Origin of the sequence: Agromyces italicus DSM 16388, from assembly GCF_000421545.1 — a bacterium.
GTDB lineage: Bacteria > Actinomycetota > Actinomycetes > Actinomycetales > Microbacteriaceae > Agromyces > Agromyces italicus.
Genome location: NZ_ATXF01000005.1, coordinates 136,921 through 157,790 on the forward strand (window position 1 = coordinate 136,921; position 20,870 = coordinate 157,790).

Below are 20,870 nucleotides of genomic sequence, written 5' to 3' on the forward strand. Positions count from 1 at the left end.
GGCGCGGCTTGGAGGCGGCTGTGCGGGCGGCGACCACACGACCACATGACCACACCTCTGTCGAGGGGATGCCTCGCCAGAGGGACGATCGTGACGGTGCCCTCATCCCGGGTGGAGAATGGGACGAGTCGGTCGCGCCGCGTCTCGCGGCCGCCGCGGCCATGCGCTCTACGCGAAGCTCGGCTACGCCGAGGGGGCCCCGTTCAACGACGGCCCGTACGCCGACCACTGGTTCTCGAAGGACCTGACGGCGCGCTGATCGCGCGGGCGGCAGTTCGGAACTCCCGAACTCCCGCACCCCATGACGACTACGTCACTGATCCGTCTCCGGTATCAGTGATACCGAGCGCGTATCAGTGACGTAGTGCCGTCCGTCCGTTCGATCCCTCGGGCCTCGCTCATGCGCAGAGAACTCCCGCCAGGTGCCGGTCGAAGCACGAACGAGCGTGACGGTCGAGGCTCAACGCGGAGCGACTACCCGAGCGCCTCGCGGGCGTGGCGGTACTTGGCGGCAAGACGCTGTTGGGCGTCGTAGTCGAGCTTGCGCACCCGCCACGGCGACGAGTTGTCGGCGACGTCGGCGAGCTTCACGCGGCGAGCCAGCGGGTTGCTGCGGATCCGCGCGAAGTACTCGTCGTCGCTCATCTCGGGCGTTCGGGTGAGCAGCACCACGATCTCGACGATGTCGGGTCGCACGCCCGCTTCGAGCAGCTCCTGCTCGGAGACCGCGCTTCGCTCGACCACATCGTGCAGCCACGCGGCCGCGGTCGCGACCGGCTCGCTCGTCGCATCGAAGGCCTCGGCCACACGGCCGGGGTGGTCGATGTAGTCGGCACCCACCTGGTCGACTTGGCCGCGGTGCGCCACGAAGGCGATGCCCTTCGCGAGCGCGACCTGCGCCGCCGCGTCGGCATCGACCACGGGGGCCGGCGCGGAATGCAACGCGGCGGGCGCCGCGATCGGGGTCACGGATGCCGCGGGCGCAAGCGCGTCCGTCGGGTTCGTCATCATCGCCACAGGGTTCGTCTCCTCGTTCGAGTCGGGGTCGGCGGCCGGTGCCGCATGCGCGGCGGGGGCGACCTCGGGGATCGCCTCCGCGCCCGACCGGAAGGTCGGCGCGGGAGCAGGGTTGGTTGGTTCGGGCGGGGGCCCCGGCACGAGCGTCAGCCGCGGCGTCGAGGCCGCCGGCGTCACGGCGGGCGGCACGAGCGTGAGCTTCGGCGGCGACTCGGCGACGCGGTCGGTCTCAGTCTCGGGCTCAGGCTCGGGCTCGACCGCAGGGCTTGACGCGGGCTGCGCCTCACCCGCCGGTGCGGGCTCGGGCTGACGGTCGATCGTCTCCGCCCACTGCATGAGCACCGGTTCAGTCATCAGTGCTTCGGGGTGCTGGCTCGGGGTGGTATCGACCGCCGGCTCGGGATCGAGCTCATCGAGGTTCAGCTCGGGCGGCTCGAACCCGGCACGACGCAGCAGTTCGACCCACGCCTCGGCGTCGGTCTCGGGCGCCGCGGTCGACTCGGAGGCGACCGCGAGCGGCGCGGGCGTCTCGTCGACGGCTGCGGAGTCGACCTGCGCGTCGAGCGTCGTCGGCTCGGTGGCATCCGACGTCGCGGTCTCGGTGCCGGACGCCGCGCCCGCCGCCTCGGCGGCGAGCTCGGCGAGCGGATCCCGGCCGCGCAGCGGGCGGACGAAGTTCAGCTCGGCCTCGAGCTCGGCCATCTCGCGGGCGTCGAGCTCGAGCATCGATCGGGCGTCGCCGAGGCTGCGGCGCACGAAGTAGTACTCGTCGACCTCGGCGAGGCGGTCGCCGTCGCTGGTCGTGAAGTAGCGGCGACGACCGCCGTCGCTCACCGCGAGGATGACCTCGACGAAGTCGCCGCTCGGCACCTCGCAGCAGAGGTAGTAGCGCTCGACCTCGGCGGGCGCGGCGGGCGCCACCGGCGCCGGTACGGGCGTCGTGGCGGCGGGCGATGCGACTCCACCCAGCCCGACCGGGGGCGGGGCCCACACACTCGGACGATCGGGCATGCGCCGCGGGCGCAGGGTTCCGCCGGCTTCGGCGCTGCGACGCGCCGCGCGCGACTCGGGTTCGGCCGCCCCAGGCGACCCGGGCGTGGACTGATCGTCTGCGGGGATCGTCAATCTGGCTCCTGGGGGTGGGCGCCGGGGCGGGCGGGGGTCGGCGAGCGCTCGGGTGCGGCACGCCTCTCCGATGCTAAGCGGTTCGCCGCCGGGAAACGAGGAACCCGGCGAAGGATGTGCGAATCGGCCCGGCGCGTCAGCCCTCGGCGGGCTCCTGGAAGACCGTGAGCTGCAGCCCTGCCGGCCCCGCGAGCCGCGAGTTGATCGATCGCCACGGCGTCTCGCGCGGCGTGGCGAGCAGCTCCGCGCCCGCCTCGACGAGCTCGTCGGTCACCCCGGCCGTGTCGTCGACCTCGAACGCGACCCGCAGGTGCGGGCTCTGCACCCCGTCGGTCTCGACCCGGTCGATCAGCCGCACCTGGGCCGGGTTCGAGAGTTCGAGCGTCGCCCGCCCCGCGTCGAGGATCATCACCCGGGCGCCGTCGTCGCCGTCGTACGCCTCCTCCTCGGTGAGGCCGAGCGCATCGCGGTAGAACGCGACCGCCGCCTCCCAGTCCTCGGCCTCGACGACGAGACGGAGCTGACGGACCCGGCGCTGCGCGCCCTCTGCTGCACTGCTCATGTCTGCACGATACGCGGCCCACTAGCCTCGGGGGATGACTGAACCAGGCACCGAGGAGTCGACCCGAGCCGAGGTCGAGGAGATCCTCGACGCGATCTACGGCGGCTACCTCGCGGGAGCGACGAACTCGATCGATGTGCACCTGAGTGAGCGGGTCACCATGTTCGACTCCGCTGCGCCCGACCTCGTCGACGGGCTCGCCGACCTGGCCCGGCTCCGCGCCGCCCGGGCCGAGCACGCCGATGCCGACAGCGGCAACGTCGAGACCGCGCTGACCGTCCACCAACTCGCGACACGGCGCTTGAGCGACCTCGTCGTCGCGACGTGGTGGCTCCGCGTCGACGGCACGGATGCCTCAGGCGAGCCCGTCCTCCCCGAACTCTCGCGCAACAGCGCGGTCTTCGAACCGTCGCCAGGCGGGCTCGTCATCGCACACCTGCACGAGGACGTCTGGCAGCCGCTGGGCGGCCCCCTCGCGGATCGCGCGCCCGGTCTGAGCGGCGCATAGCGGGCGCTCTTCGACGCCGCGCACACCTCACCTCCTGCGCCTGTGCAGCTCGCACATCGGGCCCGGTCCGGGCCCGCGTACGCTGCTGCCCAGCACCCCCCAGACGCAAGGAGGCATCGCATGCGATACCGGGTATCCATGGACATCGGCGGCACGTTCACCGACATCGTCGTGCACGACACCGAGACCGGCGTGCTGCGCGCGTCGAAGGCCGACACGACGCCCGGCGACCTCACCGAGGGGGTCCTCGCGGCGATCGCGCAGCTCGACGTGCCTGCTGCCGAGATCGCGTCGTTCGTCCACGGCACCACGCAGGGACTGAACGCCCTCCTCGAACGCCGCGGCGCCCGTGTGCTCCTGGTGACGACCGAGGGCATGCGCGACGTCTACACGATCGCCCGCGGCAACCGCACCCGGATGTTCGATCTCCACTACCGCAAGCCCACGCCGCTCGTCGCCGCAGACGACACGCTCGAGGTCGGCGGGCGGATGCGACACGACGGCATCGAGCTCCGGCCGCTCGACGAGGCCTCGGTGCGCGCGGCCGCTCGTAACGCGCGCGACGGAGGGTACGACTCCATCGCGGTCTGCCTGCTGTTCGCCTACGCGAACGAGGCCCACGAGCTCGCCGTCGAGCGGATCCTGCGCGAGGAGCTCGGCGACGACGTCGTGATCGTGCTGTCGCACCGGGTGGCTCGCGAATGGCGCGAGTACGAGCGCACCTCCTCGACGGTGCTCGAGGCGTACACCGGGCCGGTCGTGCGCCGCTACCTCGAGCGGATCGAGGACCGCTTCGTGCGCGAGGGCATCACGAGCGGCGTACAGGTGATGCAGTCCTCCGGGGGCATCGTCGGCGCCGGCTACGCAGCGGAGCATCCGTTGCAGACGCTCCTGTCGGGCCCGGTCGGCGGCACGGCCGGCGGCGCCGCGCTCATGAGCATGCTCGGCCGTGACGACGCGATCTGCATCGACATGGGCGGAACCTCCTTCGACGCGTCGCTGGTGCTCGACGGCAGGCCCGACATCTCGAGCGACGGCACAGCCGACGGCTTCCCGGTGCTCATGCCCCTCGTGAACCTGCACACCATCGGCGCCGGCGGCGGCTCGGTCGCCTACGCCGAGGCCGGCGCGCTCCGCGTCGGCCCGCGTTCGGCAGGGGCCCAGCCCGGACCGGCCTGCTACGGACGCGGCGGCACCGAGCCGACGGTGACCGACGCGAACGCCGTGCTGGGGCGAGTCGACCCGGACTGGTTCGCCGGTGGACGGATGAGCCTGGACGTCTCGGCCGCCCATGATGCGGTCGGCCTGCTGGCCGCCGGGTTCGGCATGGAGGCGGAGGCGATGGCCGAGGGCATCCTCGACATCGCGAACGCCAAGATGGCCCAGGCGATCCGCACCCTGACGGTCGAGCACGGACGCGAACCCGCCGACTTCGCGCTCGTCGCGTTCGGCGGGGCCGGGCCGATGCACGCCGAGGCGATCGCTCGCGAGCTCGGGGTGACCGAGGTGCTCATCCCCGAGTTCCCCGGCGCCTTCTCGGCCTGGGGCATGCTCGGATCGGATGTGCGCCGCGACCTCAGCGCCCAGCACTACGTGCACCAGAACGAGCTCGACCGACGTGAACTCGCCGCCTCGGTGCAGCGTCTCATCGAGAGCGCCGGCGACGAGCTCGGCGCCCAGCGGGTGCCCGCCGAGCGGCGCCGGTTCGAGCAGGCCGTCGACATGCGGTACGAGGGCCAGGACTACACGCTGACCGTGCTCCTCGACGACGCCGCCGAGCCCGCGCGCGACGACTTCATCGAACGCGTCGCCGAGCGCTTCGGCCGACAGCACAATGCCCGCTACGGGCATTCGACCCCCGAGGCGCCCGTCGAGTTCGTCAGCGTGCGCGTTACCGGCTTCGGCGTGAACCCGTTCGGGCATCTGACCGGCGAACGGCACGAGGCCGCGGCATCCGTCGCACGCTCGGCGCCGATCGTCTTCGACGGTCGCAGCCATCCGACCCCGGTGCTGCGCCGCGATGCGCTGCCGATCGGCCAGACGATCGCCGGCCCGGTGCTCGTCGTCGAAGAGACCACCACGACCGTCGTCTCGCCGCGCGCCTCGATCCGCCGCGAAGCCGCCGGCCACCTCGTCCTGGAGTTGAACGCATGACCACCATCGACCCCGTCCGCACCGAGATCATCCGCTGCGCCCTGTTGCAGGCTGCCGAGGACATGAACACCACCCTCATCAGGTCGGCGTACACGCCGACCATCTACGAGGCGAAGGACTGCGCGGTGGCGATCCTCGATCGCAACCACGACGTGCTCGGCCAGTCGAGCGGCCTCCCGATCTTCCTCGGCAACCTCGAGGAGTGCACCCGCCACACGGAGCGCCGTTTCGGCGCCGAGGTCTGGCAGCCGGGCGATGTCTGGGTGCTGAACGACGCCTACGTCGCGGGTGCCCACCTGAACGACGTCACCGTGTACGCGCCGATCTTCGAACGCGAGGACGGCGGCGAGCTGATCGGGTTCGCCGCCAGCCGTGCGCACTGGATCGACCTCGGGTCGAAGGATCCGGGCGGATCCATGGACTCGACCTCGATCCATCAGGAGGGCCTGCGCCTCGGGGCGACCCGCATCGTCGCCGGCGGAGTGCCCGTGCAGCCGGTGATCGACCTGATCGCGGACAACTCCCGGTTCCCCGAACCGCTCGTCGGCGACCTCCGCGCGCAGGTCGCCTGCGTGAGCACCGGAGCCCAGCGTGCTCGCGAGGTGTTCGCGCGCTGGGGCGTCGAGACGGTCCACGCGGCCCGCGACGCGTACTTCGCCCAGACGACCGAGCTCGAGGCGTCCGCGCTCGCCGAACTGCCCGACGGCGAGTACTCGGCCGAGGGCTACCTCGACAACGACGGCATCGACCTCACGACGCCCATCCCGATCCGCGTGAGCGTGCGCGTCTCCGGGGGCCGGATCCGGATCGACCTCACCGACTCGGCCGACCAGGCCCTCGGCCCCGTCAACTGCGGGGCCGCACAGGCCGTCGCCGCGTGCCGCGTGGCGTACAAGGCACTGCTCAGTCCCGACGTGCCGTTGAACGGCGGCTCGTTCCGTCACCTCGATGTGGACGTGCGTCCCGGCTCCGTGCTCGGCGCCGTCGAGCCCGCCGCGGTGCAGTACTACTACTCGCACCTGGGGCTGCTGATCGACCTCGTCACCAAGGCGCTGTCCGAGGCGATGCCCCGCGCCGTCGCCGCGGCCAGCTACGGCGACTCGCTCATCGTGCAGATGATGGGCACCGATCACCGGACCGGTCGACCGTTCCTCTCGCAGGAGGCCACGGTCGGCGGCTGGGGCGCGTGGAGCGACGGCGACGGCGAGAGCTGCCTGATCAACAACGTCAACGGGTCGCTGCGCGACATGCCCGTCGAGGTGCTCGAGACACTGTTCCCCGTGCGGGTCGAACGCTACGAGGTGCGATGCGGCTCGGGCGGGGCCGGCGCGCACCGCGGCGGCGACGGCGTCGTGCGCGAGTACGTCTTCGAGGCCGACCAGGAGCTCTCGCTGTGGTGGGAGCGCTCCGAGACCCCGGCATGGGGCCTGTTCGGCGGTGAAGCGGGCGCGACGCCGCGGGTCACGCTGAACCCGGGCAGGGACGACGAGCAGTCGCTGCTCAAGGCCAATGCGATGCGAGTGCGGCGCGGCGACGTGCTGCGCTGCGAGTCGGGCGGCGGCGGCGGTTACGGGCTGCCGGCGGCCTGACCGCGCGCGTCGAGCAGGCGGCGCGCGGCAATGTGGATCGCGAGCCGCTGCTGCGGGTCGCCGGGGTCGATCCCGAGCGACCGTACGCGTTCGAGACGGGCCGCGACCGTGTTGCGGTGCACGCCGAGCACGGATGCCACGACCGCCGGCCGGTCGCTGTGGTCAAGCGCGACCGTCAGGGTCAGCAGCAGCGTGCCGTCGCGATCGGCCTCGAGGAGCGGGCCGAGCGCCGCCCGCGCCGCGTCGAGCGCGCCGTCGGGCAGCAGCGCGGGCAACGCGGCCGCCGGTCCGATCCGATCCCCGAACAGCACCCGGTCGGTGCCCGCACGGGCGACCTTCGCCGCGGCGAGGGCGGCGTCGAGGGCGTTGACCAGCGGTTCTCCCTCGGCGACGACCGCCGACACGCCGGCCGTCGCGTGCGCGAGCTGCTCCTCGCCCGTGACGAGCGCGTCGACGAGTGCCGCGAGTTGCCCCTCCGACCGGGCACGACTCTCCGGAAGCACGAGCACCCAGGCGTCGCGGAACGGTGCCGCGCCGGCGACGGCCCGGTGCGACGAGCCGGCGCGGAGCACCGCCGAGCCGAACGACTCGGCGTCCGCGCCGGGCGCGGGCAGGAGTGCGAGGAACCGCCACGGTCCCGCGATCGGCCAGCCCTGCGCGGCGAGCGCCGCACGCAACCTGCCGCCGGGCGCTCCGTCAGCGGCGATCAGCTCGCGCATCACCTCAGCGGATGCCGCGGTGGATCGCAGGTCGTCGAGTCGACGCAGCGCCGCCCATGCGGTGAGCGGCGGCACCGCGAGGCGCATCACCTGCTCGGCCACGACGCCGGCCTGTCCGGCGCGCTCGGCGTAGGCGAACAGCCGCGCGGCGCCGGCGCGATACGGGAACGGCACCGCGACCTCGAGCAGCGGTGCAGCGCCCTGCGTGCCGGCGATCGTCGTGCCCCGTGCGTCGACGAGGGCGAATCGCAGGGCCGGAAGGGTCTTCTGCAGCGTCGCGATCGCACGCTTCGGCGTGATCGCGGCCGTGCCGAACGCCCGCGCCGCAGCCGAGAGCGTGCCCGCGGCCGAGGCCTCGTCGGCCGCGACGATCGTGGCGACCCGCACCGCGGCATCGAGCGGCGCCGCATCGACCGACAGCACGGCAATCGAGAGTCGCACGGCGAGCGCGCCCGTCGCCTCGGTGTGCGCGTCGGCCGAGGTCACGACGACGCAGGATGCTGCACGCTCCCAGGCGATGCGCACCGCCAGGTCGACCGACCAGGGCTCTGCGGCGACCGCGCCGGTGAGCACCACGGCCGTCGCGGGCTCGACCAGGTGCAGCGCGTCGAGCCCGTCGACGATCCGAACGCCGGCGACCTGCGCGTCGGTCGGGCCGGTGAGCACCACCGGCAGATCGAGTCGGTCGACCAGGTCGGCGACGGTGAGCGATCGCGCCATCTCAGATGCCTCTCTCGTGCCAGGCGGCGGGGACCGCGACGACGACGACGTCGACGCGCATCCCGACCGCGCACCGGTCGGGGTCGATCACCTCGCCGTCCTCGCTGACGAGGAGGATCTCGTCGGGCTCGGTCGCGAGCGGCGCGCCATCGCCGGTCACGCGGAAGAACTCGTCGTGGGCGTCGGCACGGAGGATCCGTTCCGACGCGTTCGCCTCTCGCAGCATCACGCTGATCCGCGCACCCGAGGCCCCGTTCGGCACCCCGATCGAGGTGATGGCCGCGCGCGCGAGCACGCGATGCGGAACCGTCGCCAGCGGGCGATCGGGTTTCGCGTCGAGGAATCGCGAGATCGTTCCCGGGTTCGCCGTCGCCGTCAGCCGACGCCCGGTCATCGGGTACCCGGCGAAGAAGATCCAGCCGCCGCTCGCCGCGACGAGCCTCGGAAGCAGCGCCGCAGCCCGGTGCGCGGGAGCGTCGAGGACGGTGGTCTCACCGAACGGCGACACCGCGACGGCCGGCGAGAGCGGGATGCCCGCGAGCCCGAACAGCGACTGCTCCACGCGAGGGAGCACTCGCCCGCAGCCATCGGCATCCACGAGGTCGACACCGGTCGACGCAGCCGCCGCCAGCGCGATCACGGCGTTCTCGCCGGCTGTGTTCAACGGCAGGATCCCGCTCACCGCCCGCCCGGTGTGCGTTTCGAGCGCGGCGAGGGCGCGCGCCGGTTCCGAGCCGGTGGGAAGGTTCTCGCCGACCGCGGTGGGAGTCCCGAGGATGCTGACGACCACGAAGCCGCCGTCCGGCTCGCATTCGCCGAGTTCGCGCAGCTCGACCGCTCCCGCACCGACCGCCTGCGAGGCCCAGTCCTGCAGCACGTGCAGGGCCGAGCTGTCGATCCCGGTCGAGAACGGGCGGGCCCCGTCGACGAGTGCTCCGACGTCGCGGGAGCTGATGGCGCGGCTCATGCGCCCTCCCCGGAGATCGAGACGCGCACGAATCGCGAGCCGTCGGGAACGTACGAGATCGGCACTGCGTCGACGGCGACCCGACCCGGCGCACGCGGATCGGCACCGGCGACGATCGCCCTCGAGCGGGTCTCCTCGACGATCGTCGCGACGGCGCCCGCCATCTGCTGCGGCGCTGCGGTCACGATGCGCTCGGTCTCGACCACGACCTCACTGCGTGCGGCGCCGAGCGCCACCGCGAACGCCCCCTGCAACAGGGCCCGCTCGTCGTCGGAATCGCCGACGACGACGACCTCGTGCCGCGGTCGGCGCTGCACCGCCGCGTCGATGTCGTCGACCGGCAATGGTCCCGCGGGATCGGATCGGGCTCGGACGCTCATCTCGAGCGGCTGGTGGTTGTGCGGAACCCCCCATGCCTCGGCGACGTCCCGCCGGCCGACCCGCCCACCGGACACGCCGATGGTGCACACCTCGTCGTGGTCGGCGAAGACCACGATCAGGTCGTCGGATGCCGCGAGCACGAGTGCACCGGCCGCCGCGGCCCGGCGGCGCCCGTCGACCACCCCGAACGGATGCGTCGCGAAGTACTCGAGCCGGACGTGTCCACCGACACCGCGGGCGACCGAGACCGGAACCGCTCCGAACGCGGCGACGAGCTCCGACGAGAGCGTGGCCGCCCAGGGTCTCAGCGCCGCGCCGAGGAGCGCACTGTTCTCGCGCTCGCGCAGGCCCATGCCGCCGAACACGTGCGTCGAGGTGACCGCGAGCTCGGGATGGTTCCTCCGGATGAGCCGTTCGACCCGTCGCTCCACGCCGGGGTCGGCGAGACATCCGGCGGCGGCGATCACGAGGTGCTCGACGCCGTCGGCGACGAGCGCCCGGGTCACATCGAGCACGGCCTGCTCGTCGGGATGGACCGACGTCGTGCCGAGGAAGTCGGAACCGCCCTCGACGGTCGCGACGCGGCTCCCCAGCTCGGCGCGGCGCTCGTCGGGCCAACCGCTCAGGGGCCCGAGGACCGCCGCCGGCGAGACGCGCAGGAGGCCGATGCGCCCGAGGCGCAGGTCGGCCGGGGACGGCGTCAGCGCGAGGGTCGCACCGGTCAGCTCGCGGCGGACTCCCGCTTCGACTCGGCGCAGCAGTTCGCGGCATCCGCTTGCGATCGTGCGCGGCCGATCGACCTGCCCCGTCCAGACGACCGAATCGGCATCGACGACCACCGCGCGCAGTCGTGCGGCGGTGACGTCGATGCCGATCCTCATGGAGTTCATTCTCCGTGGCCGATGACGGCCGTCCTAGTCGAGCGGTTTGCCCTCGGTCTCGGGCAGCGGCAGCGCCGCGACGAAGGTCACGACGAGGAACGCCGTAATGAAGAGCACGGTGACCGTGAAGGCCACCGAGCCGGCGAGCAGCGCGCCGACCACCGACGGTGCGATCGCGTTGGCGAGCAGCTGCGCCGACGTCGCCCACGAGTAGCCGGCCGCGCGGACACGGGTGGGGTAGAACTCGCCGTTCCAGGTGTTCCAGACTCCCCACCCGCCGAGGATGAAGAACGAGAGCAGGAAGTTCGCGGTGTAGAGCGACCCGAGGTCCCACGAGTAGGCGAAGAGGATGCCGCCGGCGATGGCGCCGAGGACGAACGCGAGGAAGACCTTCTTGCGGCCGTAGCGCTTCGTCAGCCATGCGGCCACGAGGTACCCGGGGATCATGATGATCGCGCTGATGGCAACGAAGCCGAGCGACGCGTCGAGCGAGAGCCCGCGCTCCTGGAGGAGGGTGGGCAGCCAGACCTGCAGCCCCCAGTAGCCCCAGTTGAACGCGAAGTTGATGACGAGCATGAGGAGCGTGCGGGCGAGCAGGGGCTTCTTGACGAGTTCGAGCGGCGAACCCGACTTCGGATCGTGGTCGACGACGATCTCGGCACCGGCCTCGGTCTCGGCGCCGAGCCTGGCGAGCACCGCGCGCGCGTCGTCCGCTCGCCCGCGCCGCACGAGGTAGTACGGGGATTCGGGCACCCAGGCGATAAGCACGAAGACCCAGATGCAGGCGAGTGCGCTGGCCAGGGCGACGACGTGCCAGCCGAGATCGCCGAAGGCGACCGTGGCGCCGAGCGCGGCGAGGGTTCCGATCGGCCAGCCGATCGAGAGCAGCACGGTGGCCCGCCCGCGAACGCTCGTCGGCATCAGCTCGAGGAAGTACGGGAAGGTGACGGTGTAGGCACCGGCGAGCGCGAAGCCCGAGATCACGCGCAGCGCGAAGAGCGTCTCGTAGTTCGGGGCGAACGCGACGAGGGCGGCGACGATGCCGTAGGCGATGAGGCTCGCCACCGAGATCGGCTTACGTCCGAACCGGTCGGCGAGCGGGCCCCAGATCAGGGCGCCGGGGATCATGCCGATCGCCACGGCGGAGAGCACCCAGCCGACCTGCACGGGGTCGATGTCGAAGCTCTCGGCGATGTCGCCCGAGACGTAGACGAGCGCGAGCTGCTCCCACGACTCGATCACGAAGACGACGAACAGGGCGATCGCGATCTTGACGTGCGCGCCGCCGAATCTCATACGGTCGTAGAGGGATGCCAGGGTCGCTGGCGCGACGCTGCGCTCAGCTGGTTCCACGGTGCTGCTCACGGGGACTCCTCGGTCTGCGGTTGGGGGTGTGGTGGCACAGTAGGGCATCCGCAACCGAAGCGATCGGGCGTCGAGCACTGCTCGCTCGCCTCCCATTGTGCGCTACGCACACTGATCTCGCCCGCACGCACGGCGTCGGCTTGCACCGTGTGACTGGACCTGAGGATTCCGACAAGTGATTCGCCCGAAGCATCCTGAATCGCACACAATCGGGGCATGCGCATGACTCCCCGACGACTCGCCATCGGTATGAGCCTGTGGGCTCCGAACCTGTGGAGCGGCATCCGCGTCAAGCGCTTCGCCGACGACTGGACGAGCGCGACCGTCGAGCTGCACGTGAACCCGATCACCCGCAACTACGTGGGCACCGCCTTCGGCGGCTCGATGTCGGCGATGACCGACCCCTACTACTTCATGCTGATCATGCATCAGCTCGGACGCGACTACGTCGTGTGGGACACCCGCGGCGAGATCGAGCTCGTGAAGCCCGGCCGGCGCGTGCTCACCGCGCACTTCGAGGTGCCGAAGACGAAGGCCGACGAGCTGCGCGAGCGCGCCCGCGGCGGCGCGAAAGTGCTCGAGTGGTTCGAGACCGAGATCACCGACCGCGACGGCGACGTCGTCGCCCGCGTGCGCCGCGAGGTGTACGTGCGCGAGAAGCCGCGCGTGACCCGGGCGTCGGCCGCCGAGTAACAGCAGCTCGCTGAATCTCGACCGTCGACATCGGCGAGGCACCTGATTAGATGGATGCCACGTGCCCTTCAACGAAGACGAGGTCGATACATGACGGCGATGCGGCGAACCCTCGGAGTCGGAACGGCGCTCGCGCTCGCGCTCGGGATGGCCGCGTGCACGACGACGCCCGACTCCCCCGCACCGACGAGCCCCGTCGTGCAGCTCGGCGCGCCGGGCGAGCCGAACCACACCCTCGCGCCTGACGAGGCCGGCTCGATCGCCGCGCCCGAGCACACCGAGCTCGACGCGGACTTCATGCTCGACATGATCCACCACCACGACCAGGCGATCGAGATGACCGCCCTCGTCGAGCAGCGCACCGACGACCGGGACATCCAACTGCTCGCCGAACGCATGTCGGCGAGCCAGCAGGACGAACGCACGCTGATGGTGAGCTGGCTGCAGGACCGCGGCGTGCCGGTCAACGACCAGGGGCACGACGCGCACGCGAGCGGCGAGGGCGCGATGCCGGGCATGCTCAGCGACGAGCAGATGGCCGAACTCGAGGGTGCCGACGGTGACGCGTTCGACCAGTTGTTCCTCGTGTACATGATCCAGCACCACGAGGGCGCGGTGCAGATGGTGGACGAGCTCTACGCCGCGGGCGGCGGGCAGGAGTCGGCGACCGACCAGTTCGCCCGCCACGTCGAATCCGACCAGGGCATCGAGATCGCCCGCATGCAGCAGATGCTCGCCGAGCGGGCGGGCTGACGCGATCCTGACGCGATGAGGCCCGGCGGTCGTCGACCGCCGGGCCTCATTCGGGGTGAGGGGGCCGTCACCCGGCCCCCTCACCGGTTCATCCGAAGGTCGCCGCGAGCGCGGTCAGCCCCTGCACGACGTTCGAGTCGGCCGGAGCGCCCGACTTGCGGGCCGCGTTGTCGAGCTGGGCCGCGACCGCACGGCCGGCGGCCGGGCCGTCGGCGAGCTTCTCGGCCTTGTCGATGTGCTTGCGCACCTCGGCGAGGGCCGCGCCGCTCAGCGTGCCGGCGCGCTCGGCCTGGTCGACGTACGACCGTGCCACGGCGAAGCTCGGCTCGTGCACGATCGCGGTCTGCGCCTGGGCGTTGAACTCACCGAGCTGCACCTCACCGGCGGCCGCGATCTCGTTCTCGCTCATCATGTCGCTCGCGGTGAGCGCCATGGTGTCGAAGCCGCGCGCGATCTCGCTGCCGAGCACGTTGCCGTTGTACCAATAGGTCGACCAGTAGCCGCCGAGCACCAGCGACGACCCGTTGATGGGGCCGCGGTCGAGGTAGGCGATCTCGGTCGGGTTCGCCGTGTCGGTGAAGTCGATGATCGACAGACCGCCCTGGTACCACGCCTGCACCATGATGTCGCGACCCGGCACCGGGATGAGCGAGCCGTTGTGCGCGACGCAGTTCTCCTGCACCGTCTGCGGCACCGGCAGCTTGTAGTAGCTCGCGAACTCCAGCTTGCCGTCGACGATGTCGAACAGCGCGTTCGCGCCCCACTCGGGCTGGTCGGTCGCACGGCAGCGAGCGCCGGACCCGCCGCCCCACTCATCGGTGAAGATGACCTTCGTGCCATCGTTGTTGAATGTCGCCGAGTGCCAGTACGAGAAGTTCGGGTCGGCGACCGCGTCGATGCGGACCGGGTTCACCGGGTCGCTGATGTCGAGCAGGATGCCGTTGCCCTGGCACGCGCCAGCCGCGAGCCCGATCTCGGGGTACGCGGTGATGTCGTGGCAGGTGTTGGTGTTCGGCGTCGGGCTGTAGACCGTGCCGCTCGGGTGCATCTGCCCGCCGAGGGTGTTCTGCAGACCGTTGTACGCGCCCGTGTCGGGGTTGGTGAAGATCCTCGGCTGGCTGACGACCGCGGCCGTCTCGGGGGCGTCGAGCGGCACCTTGATGACGTCGATGCGCCACTGCGTCGGGTCACCCGTGGTCACCGGGTCGGCCGTCAGCGTTGCGTTCTGGCAGCCCGGGAGCTCGAGCGGCGAGCGGACGCCGGACGTGCCCGAGTTGTAGATGTAGACGTTCTCGGCGTCGTCGGGATCGGCCACCACGGTGTGCGTGTGCGATCCGCGGCAGGTCTGCACACCCGGCAGCTGCACCGGGTTGTCGATGTCGCTGATGTCGAAGATGCGCACCCCGCGGAATCGCTCGGGGTTCACCGAGCCCGCGGCGCCCTGGGTGCCGCAGTCGATGCGCCCGAGGGTCTGCTCGACCGACATGAACAGCAGGTCGCCGTACACCGAGACGTCGCCCTGGCCGCCCGGGCAGAGGAACGACTTCTGCAGCACGGGCGCCGCCGGCTCGGAGACGTCGTACACCTGGAATCCGTTGTAGCTGCCGACGATCGCGTGGTCGCCGGTGAATGCGAGGTCGGAGTTGATGGAGCCCGAGGCGAACGGGCCGGTGCCCGGCGAGCTCGACAGCAGGTCGATGCCGCTCGTCGCGAGCCCGGCGTCGAAGAGACCCGCAGGCAGGTCGACACGGGGGTCGTCGTCGGCGACCGCCGCGGTGGCGGTCATCAGTGATGCGCCGAGCAGCAGCGCTCCGGCGGCGGCGAGCGCGCGTGTTCGCCCTCGCGGGGGTCGGTGGTGGAATCTCATCGCTGGCCCTCATCTCGTCTGGAACTACGTCGTTGCAACAGAACGATCGAGCCCTCCGATGGACGCGCGGCCGCAACCCGTGCTCGCGCGCGGCCCCGGAAGGCCGACCAATTCCCCCAACGTAGCGAGAAGAGGGGGGTCGCCGCAGCAGAAATCTCGAAACCGACGCGAGGGCCGGGCGGGATGCACCGTCCGGCCCTCGCGCCTCGGGGCGCTCCGACCTCGCTAGGAGACCGGCCGCGCCACGTCGTAGACGGCCTTCACGATGCCGTTCGAGTAGGCCTCGTGCTCGACGAGGTCGAGCTTGGTGGTGAGCCCCGGGTCGTCGCCGAAGAGCCGCTTGCCGCTGCCGAGCAGCACGGGGAAGACGAGCAGGTGGTAGCGGTCGACGAGCCCCGCCGCGGCGAGCCCCTGCGCGAGCGTCGCGCTGCCGTGCACGATGATCGGGCCGCCGTCGCCCGCCTTGAGCTCGGCGACGTCGTCGAGGGTGCGCAGCACGTGGCAGTTCTGCCACTCGGGCACGAGCGCCTCCTCGGTGAGGGTCGACGAGACCACGTACTTGGGCATCGCGTTGTACTCGGCGAAGTCGTCGACCATGGTCGGCCAGACCGGGGCGAACTCGTCGTAGCTGACCCGGCCGAGCAGCATCGCCGTGGCCTCGAGCTGCTCCGAGCCCTTGATCGCGTACGCCTCCTCGACGAACGGGACCTCCTTGAAGGTCCAGCCCGCACGCGGGTGCGAACCGCCTCCGGGAGAGTCGACGACGCCGTCGAGGCTGATGAACTCGCTGACGATGAGGGTGCGCATGACGTGTCCTTTCGTGGCGACGGGATTTCCGTCTCATTCTGACGTCGAACGGGAACGGCCGCGATCGACATCCACGCCGAAACATCCTCGGGCTGCACTAGGCTCGCTCGCAGTGACACGGGGTGCCGCACTCGCGCGGCTGAGATCACACCCGTCGAACCTGATCTAGTTCGGACTAGCGAAGGGATGTCGCCATGAGCGCGCGCCTGCACGACCCTGCCCACACGAGCGCACTGCTGCTCGATCGACTGCGCACGAGCCCGCCGCTCGTGCAGTGCATCACGAACACGGTGGTGACGAACTTCACGGCGAACGCGCTGCTCGCCACGGGCGCCGCCCCCGCGATGGTCGACATCGTCGGCGAGGCGGGCGCGTTCGCGCGTATCGCGGGCGCACTGCTCGTGAACCTCGGCACGCCGAATCCAGGGCAGCGGGATGCCTCCCGCGAAGCGGTCTCCGCCGCACGCGAGGCGGGCACGCCGTGGGTGCTCGACCCCGTCGCGATCGGCGCGCTGCCGATCCGCACGGCCCTCGCGCACGAGCTCACCGAGTTCGGGCCGACGGCGATCCGCGGCAACGCGAGCGAGATCATCGCGCTCGCGGGCGGCGGGGCCGGCGGTCGCGGGGTCGACGCCGCCGACTCGACGGAGGCCGCGGCCGGCGCCGCGGCCGTGCTCGCCGAGCGCTTCGGCGCGATCGTCGCCGTGTCGGGCCCGGTCGACCTCATCACCGACGGCGCGCGCACCGTGCGCATCGCGAACGGCGACGCCCTGCTCACCCGGGTCACGGGCGGCGGCTGCGCGCTCGGCGCGGTGACCGCAGCGTTCCTCGCGACGAGCGACGACCCGTTCACGGCGACCGTCGCGGCGAACCTCGTCTACACGGTCGCTGCGGAGCTCGCCGCCGAGGGTGCGCACGGCCCCGGCAGTTTCGCGCCGCGCTTCCTCGACGCGCTCGCGGCGGTCGACGCCGCGGCGCTCGTCGAGCGGGCGCGGGTCACCGGATCGGTCGAAGATCCGACGGATGCCGCGGCACCGACACCGTCCGCCCCGACCGACGCCCTGCCCGCCGCCAGCGCCGGAGCCCGCGCATGACCGCCCGCACCGCGCTCGACCTCTCGCTCTACCTCGTCACCGACCCCGTGCTCTGCGGCGAGCGCGGCGTCGTCGACGTCGTCGCCCGGGCCGTCGACGGCGGCGTGCGGGTCGTGCAGCTGCGCGACAAGCGCGCCGAGGCATCCGCCCTGTTCGACCTGATCTCGGCGGTCGCCGAGGCGATCGACGGGCGCGCGACCCTGCTCGTGAACGATCGGCTCGATGTCGCCCTCGCGGTGCGCGCCGCGGGCGTCCGCCTCGACGGCGTGCACCTCGGCCAGGGCGACGCGGCCGCCGTCGTCGCGCGTGGACGGCTGGGCGCCGACGCGGTCGTCGGGCTCACGGCGAACAGCCAGGCCCACCTCGACGCCGTCGCCCGGCTGCCGCGCGGCACCGTCGACTACCTCGGCGTCGGCGTGATCAGGCCCACCGCGACGAAGCCCGACCACCCGGCGGCGATCGGCGTCGACGGCTTCGCCCGGTTCGCCGCCGCGAGCGAGCTGCCGTGCGTCGCGATCGGCGGCATCGGGCTCGGTGACGTGGCACCGCTCCGCGACGCGGGCGCGGCGGGCGTCGCCGTGGTGTCGGCCATCTGCGCGGCCGACTCGCCGGAGACGGCCGCACGCGCCTTCGCCGAGGAGTTCGGCGCCGAGTCCGGCACCGACCTCACCGACCTCACCGACCTCACCGACCTCACCGACCTCATCACCGAGCAGGAGAACGCACGATGACCGCACGAGTCCTCAGCATCGCCGGCAGCGACCCGTCGGGCGGAGCCGGAATCCAGGCCGACCTCAAGGCGATCGCGGCCGTCGGCGGCTACGGCATGGCCGCGATCACGGCGCTCACCGCCCAGAACACGCGCGGCGTGCGCGGCGTGCACGTGCCGCCCGCGACCTTCCTCGCGGCCCAGCTCGACGCGGTCTCCGACGACATCGTGATCGACGGCGTGAAGATCGGCATGCTCGCGAACGCCGAGCTCATCCAGACCGTCGCCGAGTGGCTCACCCGCACCCGGCCGCCGGTCGTCGTACTCGACCCGGTGATGATCGCCACGAGCGGCGATCGCCTGCTCGACGCCGACGCCGAACAGGCGATGCTCGAGCTCCTGCCGCTCGCCGACCTCGTGACGCCGAACCTCGCCGAACTCGCGGTGCTCGCCGGGCAGCCGGTCGCGACGAGCTGGGCCGAGGCGATCGCCCAGGCCGAGACGGTCTCGGCGCGCTTCGGCCTTCGCGTGCTCGCGAAGGGCGGGCACCTCGGCGGCGACACCGCGCCCGATGCGCTCATCGACGCCGCGACCGCGACGCTCGTCGAGTTCGGCGGCGATCGCATCGACACGACGGCGACGCACGGCACAGGATGCTCCCTCTCCTCCGCGATCGCGACGCTCGCAGGCGGGGCAGCTGCAACGACCGGCGTGAGCCGCGCCGTCGCCGGCGCCGTCGACCCGTGGCCCGCGGCCGTCGCCGAGGCCCGCCGCTGGCTGCGCGAGTCGCTGCGGCACGGCGAGGCCCTCGAGGTCGGCGGCGGGCACGGCCCGATCAACCACTTCGCGGGGCTCTGGTCGCGCGGCGGCACCCGCACCGCACCCACCCCCGCCGAGGTCGAAGGCGAGTGGTGGGCGTCGATCCGCGGCATCCGCGACGGCATCGACGCACTGCCGTTCATCAGCGGCCTCGCCGACGGCACGCTGCCGCGCGCCCCGTTCCTGTACTACCTCGCGCAGGATGCGCTCTACCTGCACGACTACGCCCGGGTGCTGGCCGCGGCGGCGAGCCTCGCACCGGATGCCTCGGCGCAGGCCTTCTGGGCGAACTCGGCGCACGGCTCGATCGTCGGCGAGTTGCAGTTGCACGAGAGCTGGCTCGACGGCGCGCGCGTCTCCCCGGGGCCCGCGACGACCGCGTACCTCGACCACCTGCTCGCGACCGCCGCGCGCGGCGACTACGCCGTGCTGGCCGCCGCACTCCTGCCGTGCTTCTGGCTCTACACCGATCTCGGGGTGAGGCTCGCCGCAGGCGAGTTCGGCGAGCAGGCGCTCGCGCCGGAGCATCCATACGCCTCATGGCTCGCCACCTATGGCGACCCCGCCTTCGCGACCGCCACGCGGGAGGCGATCGCGATCGTGACCGACGCGGCGTCACGCGCGACGCCCGAGGTGCGCGCCCTCATGCTGCGCGCCTTCCGCATCTCGTCGGAGCACGAGTTGGCGTTCTTCGCGGCGCCGCTCATCACCGACGGGGTCGCGCACCCGGTCGAGCACGAGGGCGAGACCGAGGTCGCGACCGCACCCGCCGCCGGTTCGGCCGCACAGGAGGTGACCGCATGAGCACCGCCTCGGCCGAGCGGGCCGCCGCCGACGTCGCTCCGCCCGCCGACCCGCGCCGTGCGCGCCGCGCGCTCGGCGCCGCCGCCTTCGGCACCGTGCTCGAGTGGTACGACTTCTTCCTCTACGGCACTGCGGCGGCCCTCGTCTTCCCGACGCTGTTCTTCCCCGGCGACGACGCGCTCACGAGCCTGCTGCTCTCCTTCGCCGTGTTCGCGACCGGGTTCGTCGCCCGCCCCCTCGGCGGACTCGTCTCTGGATACCTCGGTGATCGCTTCGGCCGACGCCGGGTGCTCGTCGCGACGCTGCTCACGATGGGCGTCGCCACCGCCCTCATCGGGGTGCTGCCGACGCACGCGCAGATCGGAGCGGTCGCGCCGGTGCTGCTCGTCGCGCTGCGGCTCGTGCAGGGCCTCGCGACCGGCGGCGAGTGGAGCGGCGCCGTGCTGCTCGCCCTCGAGCAGTCGCCGCTGCGCCGCGGGTTCCGCGGAGCGTTCATCTCGAGCGCGGTCTACGTCGGGCTCATCCTCGGCAACCTCGCCTTCGTCGTGCTCGTGGCCGTGCTCGACGAGCAGGCGCTCCTCGACTGGGGCTGGCGGGTGCCCTTCGTCGCGAGCCTCGTGCTCGTCGCGATCGGCTGGTGGCTGCGACGCGGGGTCGACGAGTCGCCCGAGTTCGCCGCGGTGCTCGAGGCTCGCCGGCAGGCCCGGAGACCCGTCGCCGAAGTGCTGCGGCGACCACGCGGCATCCTCGCCGTGTTCCTCGTGCGCGTCGGGGTGAACACGACCTTCTACGTCGTCTCGGTGTTCTGCCTGAGCTACGCGTCGACGGTCGTCGGGATGCCTCGCGAGGTCACCCTCACCGCGCTGCTCGCCGGGGCCGCGGTCGCCGCGGTGCTGTGCCCGTTCTGGGGAGCGCTCGGCGACCGCATCGGCCCGCGCCGGCTCGTCGTCGGCTCGCTCGTCGCGTTCGCCGTGCTCGCCGCCCCGCTCTTCCTCGTGCTCGACACCGGGTCGGCGGCGCTCATCATCGGCGTCGTGGTCGCCGCGATCGGCATCGTGAACTCGGCGAGCGACGGCGTGCAGCCGGCGTACTTCACCGCCATGTTCGACACCCGCGTGCGCTACTCGGGCATCTCGATCGGGCGCGAGGCGGGCGCGATCGTCGGCGGCGGGCTGGCGCCGCTCGCGGCGACCGCGCTGCTCGCCTGGTCGGGGCACTGGTGGCCGATCGCCGTGATGATGATCGTTGCGGCGGTGCTCGGCCTCATCGGCACGGCGATCGCGCCGCGCGACGAGCAGGCGACCACGGGGTGAGCGGGCGACGGCCCGCCGGCAGA

At 72.2% G+C, this 20,870-nt stretch carries 18 protein-coding genes and 1 riboswitch; of the genes, 10 read left to right on the plus strand and 8 right to left on the minus strand.

The annotated features are described in order from the left end of the window. Positions 1-118 precede the first annotated feature (118 nt). Positions 119-259, plus strand: a complete 141-nt coding sequence (locus H516_RS21585; protein ID WP_022888607.1) for a hypothetical protein — start codon at positions 119-121, stop codon at positions 257-259. Positions 260-474: 215 nt separating this feature from the next. Here H516_RS21585 and H516_RS21590 read toward each other — a convergent pair whose 3' ends face one another. Beyond that, positions 475-2,142, minus strand: a complete 1,668-nt coding sequence (locus tag H516_RS21590) for a hypothetical protein (protein ID WP_157432150.1) — start codon at positions 2,140-2,142, stop codon at positions 475-477. A 136-nt stretch (positions 2,143-2,278) separates the two neighbouring features. Beyond that, the gene (locus tag H516_RS0104930; protein WP_022888609.1) at positions 2,279-2,704 is read right to left on the minus strand and encodes a VOC family protein; all 426 of its coding nucleotides are present in this window, start codon (positions 2,702-2,704) and stop codon (positions 2,279-2,281) included. Positions 2,705-2,738: 34 nt separating this feature from the next. On the opposite strand from H516_RS0104930, the gene H516_RS0104935 reads away from it, so the two are divergent. The 3 genes from H516_RS0104935 (at position 2,739) to H516_RS18400 (ending at position 6,955) form a co-directional block, all read left to right on the plus strand. Then, entirely contained in the window at positions 2,739-3,212 is a 474-nt protein-coding gene (locus H516_RS0104935; protein ID WP_022888610.1) for a hypothetical protein, read from the plus strand. A gap of 120 nt (positions 3,213-3,332) precedes the next feature. Then, positions 3,333-5,366 (plus strand): hydantoinase/oxoprolinase family protein, encoded by a 2,034-nt coding sequence (locus tag H516_RS0104940; RefSeq protein WP_026378440.1) that lies wholly within the window; start codon positions 3,333-3,335, stop codon positions 5,364-5,366. Next, entirely contained in the window at positions 5,363-6,955 is a 1,593-nt protein-coding gene (locus H516_RS18400; RefSeq protein WP_022888612.1) for a hydantoinase B/oxoprolinase family protein, read from the plus strand. Before H516_RS0104940 ends, H516_RS18400 begins: the two co-directional genes overlap by 4 nt. Here H516_RS18400 and H516_RS0104950 read toward each other — a convergent pair. Genes H516_RS0104950 through H516_RS0104965 form a run of 4 tightly spaced genes read right to left on the minus strand, consistent with a single transcriptional unit; the run spans position 6,934 to position 11,988 of the window. Continuing rightward, on the minus strand, positions 6,934-8,394 hold the full coding sequence (locus H516_RS0104950) for a helix-turn-helix domain-containing protein (protein ID WP_022888613.1): 1,461 nt from the start codon (positions 8,392-8,394) through the stop codon (positions 6,934-6,936). The two genes, H516_RS18400 and H516_RS0104950, sit on opposite strands and share 22 nt — an antisense overlap. 1 nt (position 8,395) lies before the next feature. Further along, a complete protein-coding gene (locus tag H516_RS0104955) occupies positions 8,396-9,361 on the minus strand; it encodes an S-methyl thiohydantoin desulfurase domain-containing protein (protein WP_022888614.1) in 966 nt (321 codons plus the stop codon). Then, positions 9,358-10,623 (minus strand): hypothetical protein, encoded by a 1,266-nt coding sequence (locus H516_RS0104960; protein ID WP_157432151.1) that lies wholly within the window; start codon positions 10,621-10,623, stop codon positions 9,358-9,360. The genes H516_RS0104955 and H516_RS0104960 overlap by 4 nt, the downstream gene beginning before the upstream one ends. Positions 10,624-10,656: 33 nt before the next feature. Further along, positions 10,657-11,988, minus strand: coding sequence for an MFS transporter (locus H516_RS0104965; RefSeq protein WP_245561729.1), 1,332 nt, complete (start codon positions 11,986-11,988; stop codon positions 10,657-10,659). A gap of 216 nt (positions 11,989-12,204) precedes the next feature. Between H516_RS0104965 and H516_RS0104970 the strand changes: the two genes are divergently transcribed. Together H516_RS0104970 and H516_RS0104975 are read left to right on the plus strand one after the other, a co-directional pair. After that, positions 12,205-12,681, plus strand: a complete 477-nt coding sequence (locus H516_RS0104970; RefSeq protein WP_022888617.1) for a PaaI family thioesterase — start codon at positions 12,205-12,207, stop codon at positions 12,679-12,681. A gap of 99 nt (positions 12,682-12,780) precedes the next feature. Continuing rightward, entirely contained in the window at positions 12,781-13,434 is a 654-nt protein-coding gene (locus H516_RS0104975) for a DUF305 domain-containing protein (protein WP_026378441.1), read from the plus strand. 88 nt (positions 13,435-13,522) lie between these two features. Here the strand turns inward: H516_RS0104975 and H516_RS0104980 are convergent, their stop codons facing one another. Together H516_RS0104980 and H516_RS0104985 are read right to left on the minus strand one after the other, a co-directional pair. Beyond that, complete coding sequence (locus H516_RS0104980) at positions 13,523-15,220, minus strand: LVIVD repeat-containing protein (protein ID WP_211217070.1); 1,698 nt, start codon at positions 15,218-15,220, stop codon at positions 13,523-13,525. 306 nt (positions 15,221-15,526) lie between these two features. After that, positions 15,527-16,108, minus strand: coding sequence for a dihydrofolate reductase family protein (locus H516_RS0104985; RefSeq protein ID WP_022888620.1), 582 nt, complete (start codon positions 16,106-16,108; stop codon positions 15,527-15,529). A gap of 108 nt (positions 16,109-16,216) precedes the next feature. After that, positions 16,217-16,312, plus strand: a riboswitch (TPP riboswitch). Between H516_RS0104985 and thiM the strand changes: the two genes are divergently transcribed. The 4 genes from thiM to H516_RS18415 all read left to right on the plus strand — a co-directional run bounded on the left by thiM (position 16,303) and on the right by H516_RS18415 (position 20,847). Beyond that, positions 16,303-17,202 (plus strand): hydroxyethylthiazole kinase, encoded by a 900-nt coding sequence (gene thiM, locus H516_RS18405; RefSeq protein ID WP_022888621.1) that lies wholly within the window; start codon positions 16,303-16,305, stop codon positions 17,200-17,202. Its footprint overlaps the riboswitch before it by 10 nt. Continuing rightward, complete coding sequence (thiE, locus tag H516_RS22860; RefSeq protein ID WP_084620358.1) at positions 17,199-17,933, plus strand: thiamine phosphate synthase; 735 nt, start codon at positions 17,199-17,201, stop codon at positions 17,931-17,933. Before thiM ends, thiE begins: the two co-directional genes overlap by 4 nt. Next, positions 17,930-19,534 carry a bifunctional hydroxymethylpyrimidine kinase/phosphomethylpyrimidine kinase gene (locus H516_RS21600; protein WP_084620360.1) on the plus strand — a complete coding sequence of 535 codons (1,605 nt, stop codon included), beginning with the start codon at positions 17,930-17,932 and terminating at the stop codon, positions 19,532-19,534. The genes thiE and H516_RS21600 overlap by 4 nt, the downstream gene beginning before the upstream one ends. Next, on the plus strand, positions 19,531-20,847 hold the full coding sequence (locus tag H516_RS18415; protein WP_022888622.1) for an MFS transporter: 1,317 nt from the start codon (positions 19,531-19,533) through the stop codon (positions 20,845-20,847). The genes H516_RS21600 and H516_RS18415 overlap by 4 nt, the downstream gene beginning before the upstream one ends. Positions 20,848-20,870: the final 23 nt, after the last annotated feature.

What these genes read in the sequence shown, in the direction of transcription:
- H516_RS21585 (WP_022888607.1), top strand. Translation starts at nt 119, where the DNA reads ATGGGACGAGTCGGTCGCGCCGCGTCTCGCGGCCGCCGCGGCCATGCG.
- thiE (WP_084620358.1), top strand. Translation starts at nt 17,199, where the DNA reads ATGACCGCCCGCACCGCGCTCGACCTCTCGCTCTACCTCGTCACCGAC.
- thiM (WP_022888621.1), top strand. Translation starts at nt 16,303, where the DNA reads ATGAGCGCGCGCCTGCACGACCCTGCCCACACGAGCGCACTGCTGCTC.
- H516_RS18415 (WP_022888622.1), top strand. Translation starts at nt 19,531, where the DNA reads ATGAGCACCGCCTCGGCCGAGCGGGCCGCCGCCGACGTCGCTCCGCCC.
- H516_RS0104970 (WP_022888617.1), top strand. Translation starts at nt 12,205, where the DNA reads ATGCGCATGACTCCCCGACGACTCGCCATCGGTATGAGCCTGTGGGCT.
- H516_RS18400 (WP_022888612.1), top strand. Translation starts at nt 5,363, where the DNA reads ATGACCACCATCGACCCCGTCCGCACCGAGATCATCCGCTGCGCCCTG.
- H516_RS21600 (WP_084620360.1), top strand. Translation starts at nt 17,930, where the DNA reads ATGACCGCACGAGTCCTCAGCATCGCCGGCAGCGACCCGTCGGGCGGA.
- H516_RS0104985 (WP_022888620.1), bottom strand. Translation starts at nt 16,108, where the DNA reads ATGCGCACCCTCATCGTCAGCGAGTTCATCAGCCTCGACGGCGTCGTC.
- H516_RS0104930 (WP_022888609.1), bottom strand. Translation starts at nt 2,704, where the DNA reads ATGAGCAGTGCAGCAGAGGGCGCGCAGCGCCGGGTCCGTCAGCTCCGT.
- H516_RS0104960 (WP_157432151.1), bottom strand. Translation starts at nt 10,623, where the DNA reads ATGAGGATCGGCATCGACGTCACCGCCGCACGACTGCGCGCGGTGGTC.
- H516_RS0104955 (WP_022888614.1), bottom strand. Translation starts at nt 9,361, where the DNA reads ATGAGCCGCGCCATCAGCTCCCGCGACGTCGGAGCACTCGTCGACGGG.
- H516_RS0104975 (WP_026378441.1), top strand. Translation starts at nt 12,781, where the DNA reads ATGCGGCGAACCCTCGGAGTCGGAACGGCGCTCGCGCTCGCGCTCGGG.
- H516_RS0104980 (WP_211217070.1), bottom strand. Translation starts at nt 15,220, where the DNA reads ATGACCGCCACCGCGGCGGTCGCCGACGACGACCCCCGTGTCGACCTG.
- H516_RS0104950 (WP_022888613.1), bottom strand. Translation starts at nt 8,394, where the DNA reads ATGGCGCGATCGCTCACCGTCGCCGACCTGGTCGACCGACTCGATCTG.
- H516_RS0104935 (WP_022888610.1), top strand. Translation starts at nt 2,739, where the DNA reads ATGACTGAACCAGGCACCGAGGAGTCGACCCGAGCCGAGGTCGAGGAG.
- H516_RS0104940 (WP_026378440.1), top strand. Translation starts at nt 3,333, where the DNA reads ATGCGATACCGGGTATCCATGGACATCGGCGGCACGTTCACCGACATC.